Source organism: Pseudomonas sp. R3-56, from assembly GCF_051132075.1.
Taxonomy (GTDB): domain Bacteria; phylum Pseudomonadota; class Gammaproteobacteria; order Pseudomonadales; family Pseudomonadaceae; genus Aquipseudomonas.
Window position 1 is genome coordinate 5,200,129 of record NZ_CP071657.1, and the last position, 12,804, is coordinate 5,212,932.

Below are 12,804 nucleotides of genomic sequence, written 5' to 3' on the forward strand. Positions count from 1 at the left end.
GATTCACATCGCGATGCCTGCTCGGGAAATTGAAATCATCAACAAGCTGGGTTTGCATGCCCGTGCATCGGCGAAATTTGTAGGTGTCGCCGGCAAGTTTCCAGAAACCACGATCAGGGTCGGGCGCACGCCGGAGGCAACAGTCGACGGTAAGAGCATCATGGCGATGATGATGCTGGCTGCGGGTAAAGGCACCAAGATCCACCTGAGTACCGAAGGTGAACAGGCGCAGGAAGCCATGGATGCGCTGGTGGCACTGATCAACAACTATTTCGACGAAGGCGAGTAATCAGGCACTGCTGACTTGCCGGTGGTGAGGGAGCAAGCTCCCTCACCACAAAAGCTCATCCACTTGCAGATTTGCATCACCCCAACGCCGTATCCATCACCATCATCAAGCAGAACCCAAGCAAGAGCCCCAGGCTCGCCAGTTTTTCATGCCCATTGCGACGCGACTCGGGGATGACCTCATGGGTCACCACTAACAGCATCGCTCCAGCGGCCAGCGCCAGCCCCAACGGCAACAGCACCTCGGCCAACGTCACCAGCCAGGCACAGAGCAATGCGAACACCGGCTCGACCAGCCCTGACGCTGCGCCAATCAGGAACGCCTTGACCCGCGACATCCCCGCCGCGGCCAGCACCAGCGCAATCACCAGCCCTTCCGGCACATCCTGCAAAGCGATGCCCATCGCCAGGCTATCGGCATCCGCCATGCCGCCGCCCGCCGAAACGCCCACCGCCATGCCTTCCGGGATGTTGTGGGCGATGATGGCGAACACGAACAACCAGATCCGCGGCGCAATAACCGGTCGTCCTGGGGTCGCAACCAGTCGTTCAGGGCTGGCAGAGACCTTGCGGTCAACCAGGTACAGTCCGAACGCCCCCGACAGGATGCCGAAACAGATGAGCCCGCTGGCCGCCCAAGGCGTGAAGCCCAACTGCTCGGCTGCGGCAATGCCCGGCACGATGAGCGAAAACGCGGTGGCGGCGAGCATCACCCCGGCCCCGAAGCCCAGCAGCGAGTCGCTCATGGCCTGAGGCATGCGCCGTATCACCAGCACCGGCACCGCGCCCAACGCCGTACCCAAGGCGCAAAGCCCACCGCCCTGGAGCGCACGCAACATTTTTGGCTCAAGCTCCAGCCACGCCAGCCCTTGGGCCACCAACAATGTCATGCCGGCCAACAGCAACAGCGAGCCCAAGGCATAGCGGAACATTCGCCCGCCGCCTATCGCCAGAGTTTCAGTGTCCATAGTCAGCCTTGGGTTGTTTATAAGAACTCAAGCAAGCGCAGCCTGGTAGCGCCGGGCGACTTCTGGCCAATTGATCACGTTGTAGAACGCGTTGATGTATTCCGGACGGCGGTTTTGATACAGCAGGTAATAGGCATGCTCCCAGACGTCCAGGCCCAGGATCGGCGTGTTGCCGCCCATCAGCGGGCTGTCCTGGTTGCCGCTGCTTTCCACCACCAGAGTCTTTTGCGGGGTCACACTCAACCAGGCCCAGCCGCTGCCGAAGCGGGTCAGTGCCGCTTTCGTGAAGGCTTCCTTGAACTGATCGAGACCGCCCAACTGCGCGTCTATCGCCGCTGCCAGCGCACCGTCCGGCTGGCCGCCACCGTGGGGCGTCATCACTCCCCAGAACAGCGAGTGGTTCGCATGACCACCGCCCTGGTTGATCACCGCGGCTCGTAGCGCCTGCGGTAATTGCTCCACGCTGGCCACCAGTTTTTCGATGGGCCAATCGGCATATTCAGTGCCATCCACCGCCGCGTTGAGGTTGTTGATGTAAGTCTGGTGATGCTTGGTGTAGTGAATCTCCATGGTCTGCGCATCGATGTGCGGTTCCAAGGCGTCGTAAGCGTAAGGCAATGCAGGCAAGGTGAAAGCCATCTCAGTGGACTCCGTAATGATGAGGGACGTGGCTGTGCCGGGACGAAACGGCAGCGTTGTGCAGCAGGCGCTGAGTGCGTGGGTACTCGCCATGCTCGCTGATGAAATTCAGCAGTTCGACGTAGGTCCTGTGGCTTTGGCGCATCGCGGCGGCACGCAGGGCCGGCGCCAGGCGTTCGTCCTGCATGGTCTGCAATAACCGTTGGTGAATCGCGCAGAGGTACTCGGCGCTCTCCTCCGGCTGGTTCAGGCGCAAGTGCAGATCCGCCAGGTTGTGATGCGACACGACACAGGCGGCCACGGCTTCGTCGGCATCCGCCCAACGCTCGAACAACACCTGCGCCAGGGCCAGGGCCTGCAGGTAGGCTTCGCGGGCATCCACCCACTCGCCCTGCAGGAAATGGTGATTGGCCCGTTCGATCGTACGTTTCCAATGCTCCATGATGAGTCCTCCACACAAGTGTCGGGGTTACACACCACCGGCGGTGAGCTTTTCCGGGTCCAGCAGGATCTCCAGTTCGGCGCGCGACAGGTCGGTGTGTTCCAAGGCGACATCGATCACCGGGCGACCTTGCTGATAAGCCTTCTTGGCTATTTCAGCGGCCTTCTGGTAACCAATGATCGGATTCAGTGCCGTGACCAGGATAGGATTGCGCGACAGCGCTTCCTTGAGCCTGGCTTCGTTGACCTTGAACGTGGCGATGGCCTTGTCCGCCAGCAATCGGCTGGCGGTGGACATCAGGGCGATGCTGCTCAGCAGGTTCTGGGCGATGATCGGCAGCATCACGTTGAGTTCGAAATTGCCCGACTGGCCGGCGATGGTAATCACCGTGTCGTTGCCGATGACCTGGGCCGCGACCATGGCGGTGGCTTCGGGAATGACCGGATTGACCTTGCCGGGCATGATCGAGGAGCCCGGCTGCAGGCCTTCGAGCTCGATCTCGCCCAGGCCGGCCAGCGGCCCTGAGTTCATCCAGCGCAGGTCGTTGGCGATTTTCATCAGCGACACGGCGGTAGTCTTGAGCTGCCCGGAAACCGCCACGGCAGTGTCCTGGGAGCCGATCAGCGCGAACAGGTTCTTGCCCGGGGTGAATTGCACCTGGGTCAGTTGCGTCAGCTGCTGGCTGAACAATTCGGCGAAGCGTGGATGGGCATTAACGCCGGTGCCAACCGCCGTACCGCCCTGGGCCAGGGACTGCAGGCTCGGCAACAGATCCTGCAAGTGGCCGATGTTGGCCTTGAGCTGTTGCGCCCAACCGTCGAGCACCTGGCTCAAGCGCACCGGCATGGCATCCATCAGGTGGGTGCGGCCAGTCTTTATGAAGGGGTGGACTTCTTCGGCCTTGCGTTCGATCACCTGGACCAGGTGCAACAGCGCCGGCAGCAATTGCTCGTGCAGGGCCAGCGCGGCGCTGACATGAATACTGGTGGGGATGATGTCGTTGCTGCTCTGGCCACAATTGACGTGGTCATTCGGGTTGACCACCTCTCCCAGCAAGCGGCTGGCAAGCGTGGCAATCACTTCGTTGGCGTTCATGTTGGAACTGGTGCCGGAGCCGGTCTGGAAGATATCCACCGGGAAATGCGCCATGAAGTCGCCTTCGAGCAGGCCCTGGGCCGCATCGACGATGGCTTTGCCCTGGGCGACGCTGATTTGCTCCAACTCGACATTGGCTCGTGCGGCGGCGGCCTTGGCCAGGATCAGGGCACGAATGAACTGCGCCGGCATGCGCTGGCCGCTGACCGGAAAATTATCCACCGCGCGCTGGGTCTGCGCGCCATAGAGTGCGTCCACGGGGACCTGAAGTTCACCCATGCTGTCGCGTTCGATACGGGTATTACTCATCGGGAAATCCTTGCTCCAGTTCAATAAGAGAAATCGACGGCTCCAGCGCGCAGGTAGCCAGCGCCCAGGCATGGCTTTGCCAACGCTTGAGGCGGCAGCGGCAAAGCGCCTGCCGCTCAAGTTCACGCAACGGGCGCCAGGCTTGATCCAGGCAGAGGTTGCGCCAGTGCCAGGGCAGCGCGACATCCGAAGCGGTGTCGAGCAACAGCCGGAAGGCAGTTTCGCTAATCATCCACGGCGACGTGGCGGTGCAGCAGGCCAGGTAGCGCCCCTCGGCCAGGTAGTGTTCGATCAGCCGCGGCTCGTCCGGGCTCATCGCGCAGCGGATCTGGCGACTCATCCAGCGCCAGTTTTCAAGGTAGGGTTGTTCGTGCAGGGCAAGACTCATGACCGGGGCTCATTCGGCGAATGAGATTCATTATTAGATGATAATAAGAACCAACACAACAGCAAGATAGCACTCACCGTCGTGGCGAGGGAGCTTGCTCCCGCTGGGTCGCGCAGCGGCCCCAGGATTTTGCGGTCGCTGCGCAACCGAGCGGGAGCAAGCTCCCTCGCCACAAAAGCTCTCTTGTCTCGGGTCTCCGCGGGTACAAAAAAGGCGCGTCATCCCAACGGATGACGCGCCTTTTTTGATGCGATGAGTTTCAGCTACCCGCCACCATCATTCGCTCGATCAGCACCGAGCCGGTGCGGATGTTGCTGCGCAGCTCCAAGTCGCTGCCCACCGCCACGATCTGCTTGAACATATCGCGCATGTTGCCAGCAATGGTGACTTCCTGGACCGGGAACTGGATCTCGCCATTTTCGACCCAGAACCCCGCCGCGCCACGGGAATAATCGCCGGTCACCATGTTCAAGCCATGCCCCATCAGCTCGGTGACCAACAACCCACGCCCCATGCGCCGCAGCAGCGCTGCCTGGTCTTCCTCGCCATGAGTGACGAACAGGTTGTGCACGCCACCGGCGTTAGCGGTGCTCGGCATGCCCAATTTGCGACCCGAATAGGTGCCGAGGATGTACGAAACCAGCTCGCCGTTTTCCACGAACGGCTTGGCATAGGTGGCCAGGCCATCCCCGTCGAAAGCCGAACTGCCCATGGCCTGCATCAGGTGCGGACGCTCGTCGATGGTCATCCACTCAGGAAACAGTTTCTGGCCCAGCGCGCCTTCGAGGAACGAGGATTTGCGGTACAGGTTGCCGCCGGACACCGCTGACAGGAAGCTGCCGAACAAGCCACCGGCCAACTCGGCGGAGAACAGCACCGGCACCTCACAGGTCGGCACAGGCCGCGCGCCCAGGCGACTGGCGGCCCGTTGCGCAGCCTTCTGGCCGATGCTCACCGGGTCCGCCAGCAATGTGCCCTGGCGACTCACGTCGTACCAGTAGTCGCGCTGCATCTGCCCGTCGGCCTCGGCGATCATCACGCAGCTGAGGCTGTGACGCGTCGATGCGTACCCGCCGATGAAACCATGGCTGTTGCCATAGACGCGGCATCCCTGGTGGGTATTGAGCGTAGTGCCGTCGGCATTCTTGATCCGGCTGTCGGCGTCGAATGCTGCCGCTTCGCAGCGCAGTGCCTGCTCGATGGCCTGCTCGGGCGTGATGTCCCAGGCGTGGAACAGATCGAAGTCCTTGAGCTCCTTGCACATCAGCGCGGCATCGGCCAGGCCGGAGGCTTCGTCTTCCGACGTATGCTGGGCAATCGCCAGTGCAGCGGCAACTGTTTCGCGAATGGCGTCAGGGCCGCTGGCCGAGGTGCTGGCCGACCCCTTGCGCTGTCCCACGTAAAGGGTGATGCCAAAGCCCTGGTCGCGATTGAACTCGACGGTCTCCACTTCGCGTTGGCGCACCGACGTCGACAGCCCCTGCTCCAGCGACACCGCCACTTCGCACGCGCTGGCGCCCTGTCGCCTGGCTTCGGCGAGGATCTGCTCGACCTGTTCCTGCAGTGCCGGCAATGCTTGCGGGCCGACGCTTTGAACTGCACTCATGGTGTTCTCCACTCAAATTCTGCTTTCGGTAATGGCCATCGAGCGACCGGGCCGGACAAGCGGCCCCCGACTGGTTATCATGGCGGCGTTTCTTTGCGGACTGCCACCATGGTTGATTCTTACGACGACTCCCTCTACGAGGGTGAAAAAAGCAAATCCCAGGTCAAACGCGAGCTGCATGCTCTGGTTGACCTCGGCGAGCGCCTGACAACACTCAAGCCTGACTTGCTGGCCAAACTGCCCTTGACCGACGCCTTGCGCCGGGCCCTGGCCGATGCGCCCAAGCACACCGCGAATATCGCGCGTAAACGGCACCTGCAATTCATCGGCAAGCTGATGCGCGACCAGGACACTGACGCCATCCTGGTTCTGCTCGACCAGCTCGATGCCTCCACCCGGCAGTACAACGAGCGTTTCCACAACCTGGAACGCTGGCGTGATCGCCTGATCGCAGGCGATGACGGCACTCTGGAAAAATTCGTCATCGACTACCCGGACGCCGATCGCCAGCAACTGCGCTCGCTGATCCGTCAGGCCCAGCACGAACTGGCGCAGAACAAGCCGCCGGCGTCGAGCCGTAAAATCTTCAAGTACATCCGTGAGCTGGACGAGACTCAACGCGGCCTGCGCTGATCGTAACAGCTTGACTCCTCTGCAAGAGGCGGCAGTTACCGTGGAGAGGGAGCTTGCTCCCGCTCGGTTGCGTAGCAACCGCATTGGGGCTACTGCGTAGCCCGGCGGGAGCAAGCTCCCTCGCCACGATGACGTGCGCACATCCTTGAATATTTTTATGCGCCCGTGCCACCCACGGTAATCGCATCGATCTTCAGGGTCGGTTGACCGACGCCTACCGGCACCGACTGACCGTCCTTGCCACACGTGCCCACGCCGCTGTCCAGCGCCAGGTCGTTACCGACCATCGACACTTTGCTCATCGCCTCCGGCCCGTTGCCGATCAACGTCGCGCCCTTGACCGGTGCGGTGATCTTGCCGTCTTCGATCAGGTAGGCCTCGCTGGTGGAAAACACGAACTTGCCGCTGGTGATGTCCACCTGGCCGCCGCCGAGATTGGCGCAGTAGATGCCTTTCTTCACCGACGCGATGATTTCCGCCGGATCACTCTGGCCGCCGAGCATGTAGGTGTTGGTCATGCGCGGCATGGGCAGGTGCGCGTAAGACTCGCGGCGACCGTTGCCGGTGCGGGCCACGCCCATGAGGCGGGCATTGAGCTTGTCCTGCATGTAGCCCTTGAGCACGCCGTTCTCGATCAGCGTGGTGCATTCGGTCGGGGTGCCTTCGTCGTCGACGCTCAGCGAGCCACGACGCCCGGCGAGCGTGCCGTCGTCGACGATGGTGCAGAGTTTCGAGGCGACCATCTCGCCCATGCGTCCGCTGTAGGCCGAGCTGCCCTTGCGGTTGAAGTCACCTTCCAGGCCATGGCCCACGGCTTCGTGCAGCAGCACGCCGGACCAGCCGGAGCCGAGCACCACCGGCAACGTACCGGCCGGGGCCGGGATGGCCTCCAGGTTCACCAGCGCCTGGCGCAGCGCTTCGCGGGCGTAACCCATGGCGCGGTCTTCGCTGAGGAAATAACGATAGTCGGTACGACCGCCACCCCCATGGCCGCCGCGCTCACGACGACCGTTCTGCTCGACGATCACGCTGACGTTGAAGCGCACCAGCGGCCGTACATCCGCCGCCAGGCCACCGTCGGTGGAGGCCACCAGAATCCGCTCCCAGACCCCGGCCATGCTCACCGATACCTGCTGGATACGCGGATCGAGGGCACGCGTGGCGACGTCGATGCGCTTGAGCAGCTCGACCTTTTCGGCGCGGCTCATGACTTCCAGTGGGTTGTCCGGCGCATACAGCTGGGCCACGTCCTGGCTGCTGAACGCCTGGACCGTGCCATTCTGCCCGGCCCGGGAAATCGAGCGAGCCGCACGAGCCGCAGCGCCGAGGGCCTCAAGGGTGATGGCGTTGCTGTAGGCAAACCCGGTCTTTTCGCCGGATTGGGCACGCACGCCCACACCCTGGTCGAGGTTGAAACTGCCTTCCTTGACGATGCCGTCTTCCAGCGACCAGGACTCGGAAATCTGTCCCTGGAAATACAGGTCGGCCGCATCGATGCCCGGACCGGCCAGGTCGCCCAGCACGCCTTGCAGGCTTTCGAGGGTCACGCCGCCGGGGGCTAAAAGGTGTTCACTGACTGAGGACAACAACCCGCTCATATGTTTTACGCCTTGAATTCGTCGTCTTGGACAGGTCGCTGTCGGGCGCCCTGCGAGAAAAAGCGCCGATGGCTCGCCACCGGCATGCGCGCCCGAATGGACGCCTGTTCACTGTCGTCGCGCTCGGCCAGCAGCACGGCCTCGCCTTGATCCTGTTGCGCCAGCACACGCCCCCACGGGTCGACTATCGCGGCATGGCCAAAGGTTTCCCGGGGCCCCGGATGCAACCCACCCTGGGCGGCCGCCAGCACGTAGCACTGGGTTTCGATGGCCCGGGCGCGAATCAGTACGTCCCAATGCGCAGCGCCGGTCACCGCGGTAAACGCCGAAGGCGCGGTAATCAGCTCGGCCCCGGCCGCCCGCAACTCGCTGTAGAGCTCGGGAAAACGCAAGTCGTAGCAGACCGTCAGGCCAACCCGGCCCACCGGTGTGTCGGCAACCACCACGTTGCCTCCATAAGCATAGTCATCGGATTCGCGGTAACGACCGCGATTGTCCGCCACGTCCACGTCGAACAGGTGCAGCTTGTCATAACGCGCGACGATCTCGCCCTGGTCGTCCACCAGCAACGAACATGCATGGGCCTTGGCCTCGGGCTGGCCCACCGGCGGCAACGGCAACGTGCCGGCCACAATCCATAACCTGAGGTCGCGCGCGACCTGTTTCAACCACGGCAGGATCGGACCCTGACCAAAGGCTTCGGCCCGCGCGATATCGGCAACGTCCCGCCGGCCCATGGCCGCAAAGTTTTCCGGCAGCACCGCCAGCCGTGCGCCACCCGCCGCGGCCTGCTCCAGCAACACCCGGGCACGGGCCAGGTTGGCGAGCACATCGCTCTGGCTGACCATTTGAATCACGGCGATTGGCATGGTGCCTCCTTACTATCGAATCTCCCTTGTAGGAGCGAGCCTGCTCGCGAAAGCGCTGGGTCAGTTCACATCACTTGCACTGATCCTATGCCTTCGCGAGCAGGCTCGCTCCCACAAAGGGATTGTCACTACCTGTCAAAACGGTTTGTCGAAAGTGATCTTCGGCTCTTTCCACGGCCCCTTGACGTCGTATCTTACGCTGGCAAAACGCGCCACGCGGTCGCCGATCAGCTTGTCGATCAGAAACAGCGCCCCACCCACCGCCGGTGCACCGACGATCAACGCGGCGATCGGCAGGTTATTGGTGACAGGCAAGGTTACCAGCAGCTTGGCATCGACCCGGTCGGCCACCATGTCCAGCGTTCCGTTGAGTTCCAGGTTGCTCGAAGGTCCGGTCAGGGTGATCGGCTCGCGAGTCACGTACACACCGCTGCTCGCCACCAGCAGGCCCTTGACCCGATCGTAGCTCAGCCCCTTGCCGAACAGATCGGAGAAATCCAGGCGCAAGCGCCGGCCGATGGAGTTGAAGTTCAACAGGCCGAAAACCCGCAAGGCCTGGGCGCTGCCTTCGACTTCGACGAACTGGCCCTTGTTGAGTGACGCATCGAGGCTGCCAGAGAAACGCTTGGTGGCGACCCACGCAGGCGAACCGGGCCAGCGTCCGTCGACGTCCAGATGGAATTCCTGGCTTGTCACGCTAGGCGCAAACCCCCAGCCCTTGAGCACATCGGCGAGGTTCTTGCCCTTGATCCGGCCTTTGTACCAACTGCTGGTGGAACCGGGCAGGCCCTCCCAGGCGCCATTGCCATGCAGGACCATGCCCTTGAGGCCCATGTCCAGGTCATTCAGCGCGATGCCCTTGCCCGTCGGCCGGACTTTCAGCGACCAGGCACCAATGAGATCCGGCCCCTGGAACAACTGGTCGATGGCGATATCCATCGCCGGGATTTTGCTCGGGTCGACCGAGGCCAGCGGGTCCGGGGCGTTTTCGTCGGCCTGGACCGTCGGGTCCGCGGCCGGCAGGCGCACATAGTCGAGGCGGATCCCGATTGGCGCGGCCTTCGCATCCGGCAGGTTGACGCTGCCCTTGGCCTGCTGGCTGTCGAGCCGCAGGGCCCAGGCATCAGCCTTACGGTCCAACTGTACCGAGGCCTGGTCAAGTGTCGTGCCCATGGCGGTGAGCTTGCCAACCTTGAGGTCGGCGCTGCTGAGCACCTGCCGGGCACTGCCGCCCGGGTCCTTGCCGGCATATTTGCCCAACAGATCCTGCCAGGGGCTCACGTCCAGCTCCGACAATGTGCCGCGCAGCCGCAGCCCCTTGGCGCCAGGCAGAACCGCCTCGCCGGCGCCCAGCAGCAATTCGCCATGCCCGTCAGCGATTTTTCCGCTCGGCGCGGCGTAAGTGAAACTGGCCACGTCGCCATAGTCGACCCAGTAGCGCCGCTCCGCCCCTTGCAACGTCATACGGAACACTGTATCGCGCCCGACATCCGCAGCCATGCCGAAGGGCGCCGGCAGATCCACCGCCACGCCCTTGAGATCGGAGCTGACCGATAATTGGCTGTCGGCACCGTTGAGCGTCACTTGCAACTGATAGGGAACCACGCCGGAGATGGGCAACGGCTGGGTCACGCTCAACCAGTCCGTAAGCTTCTTGACCTCGACCCGCCCGGACGCCACCACCCGTGTGTCGAGCGCACCGGCACGGCCCTCGGCAAAAATCTGCGCGCTTACCGGCCGGTCGAATGCCCGGGCCGCAATGTTCTTGCCACTGAGCCCCTTGTTGCTGTCGAAACGGAAGTCGCCCTTGAGCTGGGTCAGCTCCAGCGCCGGCTCGCTGAGCTTGAGCCGGGCCTTGTCGGTACTGAAATCCACCAGGATCTTCGGCTGTTCACCTTTGGCCAGCGGGATATCCAGGTTCACCTTGCCTTGCAGATCGCCCTCGCCCTCCCAACCGGCGAAGGTCTCGGCCGTGCCGATGGGCGCGGTCTGGAGGATTTTCAGCCCGTCGCCCAATACCCCGGCGAAGCCGCCGTCCAACAACAGATGGACATTCTGCCCGGCCGGCGCATGGGGAATGGTTACCGCGACATCCTTGACCTGGGTGTCCAGCAGTTGCCCCTGGCTGGCATAGATACGCACGCCGCTGTCCTCGACAAAGACGTCGCCGCTGACCTTGCTGACCGAAGGCCAGCCCGGCTGGAACGCCAGCTCGGCGTCATGCACCTTGAAAAACAGGCTGATGCTGCGAGACGCGTCCTCGGCACCTTTGTTCAGCGAGCCCTGGTACTGGAAAAAACCCTCGTCCACCGCGCCCTTGACGATGGCGGTGCGCAACCATTCATCCAGCGCCGGACTGAGGACGGCCGGCAGGTACTTGGCGGTGTAGCGCCCGTCACCGTCCACCAGGCCGACCCGCAGGTCCATGTAGTCTTCCTGGCTGTGGTCGAAATGCAGGCGGATCAGGAAGTCACCGGCAATCCGCCCTTCCTCTCCCAGCACCTTCAAGTACGGTGCGATCAGGGTGAATCCCTGCTTGTCGAGCTTCCAGGTCAGCCGGGCATTGGCCTGCAAGTATTGCCAGGGCTTGGCGAAAATCGGGTCCAGGTGCAGGGAAAAATCCTTACTGTCCATGCGCAGCTCACCGCCGCCGAGGTCACCGCTGAGGCTGCCGGAGACGTTGCGCGCCGCCGGGGCGCCGCGATAGGCGTCAAACCCGACCGTGTCCAGATTGGTGGCGAAGCTGATTTTCTGATCACCGGTGTTCTGTGGCCGGTAATCCAGCAACACGTTGCGCAGGCCACCGGTCACCTTGAGCCGGTCGATCGCCGTGGCGACACCTTCGGGCAATGGCGCCAGGGCATTTAGCAACGGCGTGAGCGGCGTCAGGTCAAGGCGATCGGCCTGCACGTGCCAACGCTCCTCGACCTTCTCGGTGGCGCCGTTCTGTTGCAATTGCAGGCGTGTTTCCCAGCGCGTCTCACCCAGGTTCATCGCCAGCGAGTCGAAGGTCGCGGTGAACCCCTGGCTGCTGCGCTGGAAATATCCGTTGAGGGCCAGGTTGTGGATCTGCACGGGCTTGCGATCGGCATAGGCGCCCTGGATCTGTGGCGCGTTCAACCGCACGGCGGCGCTTTGCACCGTGCCCCCGCCCCAACTGAGCCAGAATTCCCCACCGGCCTTGATCTCGGCAAAATTCCACTGCCGGGTCAGGCGTTTCGGCAGCCATTTCGACCAGTCGCTTTGCGGCAGGCTCAGGTAGGCGTCGCCCTCGCCATTTCGCCAATCGCTGGCGCGGATACGGGTGCGCAGGTTGAGCGCCACGGGCTGGCCGTCAGGCAGGGTAAGACGTGCGTCCAGGCGCTGGCGAGCCGGACCGGTGCGCAAGCTCAGACCAACATAGGTCAGGCTCAGGGGCGGATGGTCCAGCGGCTGCAAGGTGACCTGACTGTCGAGCACCGACAGTTTTGAAATCATCTGCATGCGTTCAAGCAATTGCTGCGGATCGAGCGGCTGATCGTCCTTCACCGGCAGGCCTTCAAGGGACCATTTGCCGTCAGCGCCCTCTTTCAGGCTGACCTTCAGGCCGCTGACTTCCAGATGAGCGATGCGCACCTGGCGCGCCAGCAGGCTGTCCCACACCGCAGGCACGGCACGTACCTGATCCAGGTGCAAGGCGTTGGGCCCCTCGCCGACTACCACGTCGCGCGCCGCCAGGACGGGCGCCAGGGCGCTCCAACTGCCTTCGAGGCTACCAACGTGCACGGGAATGCCCAACGCTTCGCCGGCCCGGCTCTCGACTCCACCGCGATACTCGGCCACCAGCGGGATCAACTCTCGGCCGAGGCTGACATACAGGGCCAGCAGTATCAGCAGCAGCGCACACAGGCCCAGCCCCCAGCGAGTCAGCGTCCCCATAAGGCGTGTCAGACGCTCCATGTCAGCGGGCTCCCCTGGCAAAGGCATTCA

11 protein-coding genes are annotated in these 12,804 nt (G+C 63.1%); 2 read left to right on the forward strand and 9 right to left on the reverse strand.

Features of this window, described 5'->3' with window-relative positions; all coding sequences use genetic code 11:
- Positions 1–13 precede the first annotated feature (13 nt).
- Complete coding sequence (locus J3P96_RS23715) at positions 14–289, forward strand: HPr family phosphocarrier protein (protein ID WP_434602828.1); 276 nt, start codon at positions 14–16, stop codon at positions 287–289.
- A gap of 76 nt (positions 290–365) precedes the next feature.
- Here the strand turns inward: J3P96_RS23715 and J3P96_RS23720 are convergent, their stop codons facing one another.
- The 6 genes from J3P96_RS23720 to pmbA form a co-directional block, all read right to left on the reverse strand.
- The gene (locus J3P96_RS23720; protein ID WP_434626103.1) at positions 366–1,256 is read right to left on the reverse strand and encodes a ZIP family metal transporter; all 891 of its coding nucleotides are present in this window, start codon (positions 1,254–1,256) and stop codon (positions 366–368) included.
- A 27-nt stretch (positions 1,257–1,283) separates the two neighbouring features.
- Complete coding sequence (locus J3P96_RS23725; protein WP_434653675.1) at positions 1,284–1,895, reverse strand: superoxide dismutase; 612 nt, start codon at positions 1,893–1,895, stop codon at positions 1,284–1,286.
- A gap of 1 nt (position 1,896) precedes the next feature.
- On the reverse strand, positions 1,897–2,337 hold the full coding sequence (locus J3P96_RS23730; protein ID WP_434626105.1) for a hypothetical protein: 441 nt from the start codon (positions 2,335–2,337) through the stop codon (positions 1,897–1,899).
- A 27-nt stretch (positions 2,338–2,364) separates the two neighbouring features.
- Positions 2,365–3,741, reverse strand: a complete 1,377-nt coding sequence (locus J3P96_RS23735) for a class II fumarate hydratase (RefSeq protein WP_305496802.1) — start codon at positions 3,739–3,741, stop codon at positions 2,365–2,367.
- Positions 3,734–4,129, reverse strand: a complete 396-nt coding sequence (locus J3P96_RS23740) for a FagA protein (protein WP_434653676.1) — start codon at positions 4,127–4,129, stop codon at positions 3,734–3,736. Before J3P96_RS23740 ends, J3P96_RS23735 begins: the two co-directional genes overlap by 8 nt.
- A gap of 259 nt (positions 4,130–4,388) precedes the next feature.
- Complete coding sequence (gene pmbA, locus J3P96_RS23745; protein ID WP_434626111.1) at positions 4,389–5,735, reverse strand: metalloprotease PmbA; 1,347 nt, start codon at positions 5,733–5,735, stop codon at positions 4,389–4,391.
- 108 nt (positions 5,736–5,843) lie between these two features.
- Here pmbA and yjgA point away from each other — a divergent pair, with 108 nt between their 5' ends.
- Positions 5,844–6,368, forward strand: coding sequence for a ribosome biogenesis factor YjgA (yjgA, locus tag J3P96_RS23750; protein ID WP_305496807.1), 525 nt, complete (start codon positions 5,844–5,846; stop codon positions 6,366–6,368).
- 155 nt (positions 6,369–6,523) lie between these two features.
- Here the strand turns inward: yjgA and tldD are convergent, their stop codons facing one another.
- From tldD to J3P96_RS23765, 3 genes are all read right to left on the reverse strand, one after another.
- On the reverse strand, positions 6,524–7,966 hold the full coding sequence (gene tldD / locus J3P96_RS23755; RefSeq protein ID WP_003197828.1) for a metalloprotease TldD: 1,443 nt from the start codon (positions 7,964–7,966) through the stop codon (positions 6,524–6,526).
- Positions 7,967–7,971: 5 nt separating this feature from the next.
- Positions 7,972–8,835 carry a carbon-nitrogen hydrolase family protein gene (locus J3P96_RS23760; protein ID WP_434569809.1) on the reverse strand — a complete coding sequence of 288 codons (864 nt, stop codon included), beginning with the start codon at positions 8,833–8,835 and terminating at the stop codon, positions 7,972–7,974.
- A 135-nt stretch (positions 8,836–8,970) separates the two neighbouring features.
- The gene (locus tag J3P96_RS23765) at positions 8,971–12,774 is read right to left on the reverse strand and encodes a YhdP family protein (protein ID WP_434653677.1); all 3,804 of its coding nucleotides are present in this window, start codon (positions 12,772–12,774) and stop codon (positions 8,971–8,973) included.
- Positions 12,775–12,804 lie beyond the last annotated feature (30 nt).

Excerpts from the sequence above, each read along its gene's own strand:
- J3P96_RS23715 (WP_434602828.1), top strand. The coding sequence starts at position 14 with ATGCCTGCTCGGGAAATTGAAATCATCAACAAGCTGGGTTTGCATGCC.
- J3P96_RS23720 (WP_434626103.1), bottom strand. The coding sequence starts at position 1,256 with ATGGACACTGAAACTCTGGCGATAGGCGGCGGGCGAATGTTCCGCTAT.
- J3P96_RS23725 (WP_434653675.1), bottom strand. The coding sequence starts at position 1,895 with ATGGCTTTCACCTTGCCTGCATTGCCTTACGCTTACGACGCCTTGGAA.
- J3P96_RS23730 (WP_434626105.1), bottom strand. The coding sequence starts at position 2,337 with ATGGAGCATTGGAAACGTACGATCGAACGGGCCAATCACCATTTCCTG.
- J3P96_RS23735 (WP_305496802.1), bottom strand. The coding sequence starts at position 3,741 with ATGAGTAATACCCGTATCGAACGCGACAGCATGGGTGAACTTCAGGTC.
- J3P96_RS23740 (WP_434653676.1), bottom strand. The coding sequence starts at position 4,129 with ATGAGTCTTGCCCTGCACGAACAACCCTACCTTGAAAACTGGCGCTGG.
- pmbA (WP_434626111.1), bottom strand. The coding sequence starts at position 5,735 with ATGAGTGCAGTTCAAAGCGTCGGCCCGCAAGCATTGCCGGCACTGCAG.
- yjgA (WP_305496807.1), top strand. The coding sequence starts at position 5,844 with ATGGTTGATTCTTACGACGACTCCCTCTACGAGGGTGAAAAAAGCAAA.
- tldD (WP_003197828.1), bottom strand. The coding sequence starts at position 7,966 with ATGAGCGGGTTGTTGTCCTCAGTCAGTGAACACCTTTTAGCCCCCGGC.
- J3P96_RS23760 (WP_434569809.1), bottom strand. The coding sequence starts at position 8,835 with ATGCCAATCGCCGTGATTCAAATGGTCAGCCAGAGCGATGTGCTCGCC.
- J3P96_RS23765 (WP_434653677.1), bottom strand. The coding sequence starts at position 12,774 with ATGGAGCGTCTGACACGCCTTATGGGGACGCTGACTCGCTGGGGGCTG.